Source organism: Paractinoplanes toevensis (genome assembly GCF_018332695.1).
Classification (GTDB): domain Bacteria; phylum Actinomycetota; class Actinomycetes; order Mycobacteriales; family Micromonosporaceae; genus Actinoplanes; species Actinoplanes toevensis.
The window spans coordinates 1-526 of sequence record NZ_BOQN01000286.1 but is presented as its reverse complement, the minus strand read 5'-3'; the positions used below and the strand labels follow the sequence as shown (position 1 = coordinate 526).

The window sequence follows — 526 nt, the reverse complement described above, 5'->3', positions numbered from 1 at the left end:
GCGCGGCCGCGGCGATCTGCAGTCCGTCCCCGGCGGTTCCACCGGCCAGTCGGGCCAGGACGAAGGCCAGCCCGGCCAGTCCGGCGCCGCCATGCAGAAGGCCCAACCGGCGTACGGTGTCGGCGCCGTTGAAGAACTGCGGGTCGACGACGCCGTCCGGCAGGGAGGCGGCGCTGCCACGGTTTGGCATCGCACCCGCCTCCACTGCCCGCATTGTCATACTTTGGCGGGATTATGCGGGTGTGAAGGCAATATGTTCGTTTTAGCGGGCACTGAGCTTCTTTCGTACCTGCCCGGCCGCCTCGTCGTCGAGTTCGATGCGGATGTTCAGGGCGTCCGTCCAGGCCTCGCGGGCGGCGCCGGTGCGGCCCGCCTCGTGGTGGGTGTCGCCGAGGCGTTCCAGGGCGTCGGCCGTCATGGAGGCGTAGCCGAGCCGGCGGAAGGTGCCGATGGCGCGCTCGTAGCAGTCGACGGCCTGCCGGTGGTCGAGGAGATGCTGGTGGGCGTAGCCGAGGCTGTCCAGGGT

2 protein-coding genes are annotated in these 526 nt (G+C 70.2%); both read right to left on the bottom strand.

Features of this window, described 5'->3' with window-relative positions; translation table 11 throughout:
• A partial coding sequence (locus Ato02nite_RS51260) for a hypothetical protein (protein WP_213014009.1) occupies positions 1-190 on the bottom strand: 190 nt, incomplete at its 3' end.
• 72 nt (positions 191-262) lie between these two features.
• Positions 263-526: tetratricopeptide repeat protein (locus tag Ato02nite_RS51255; protein WP_213014008.1), on the bottom strand; the 264-nt coding region annotated here is incomplete at its 5' end.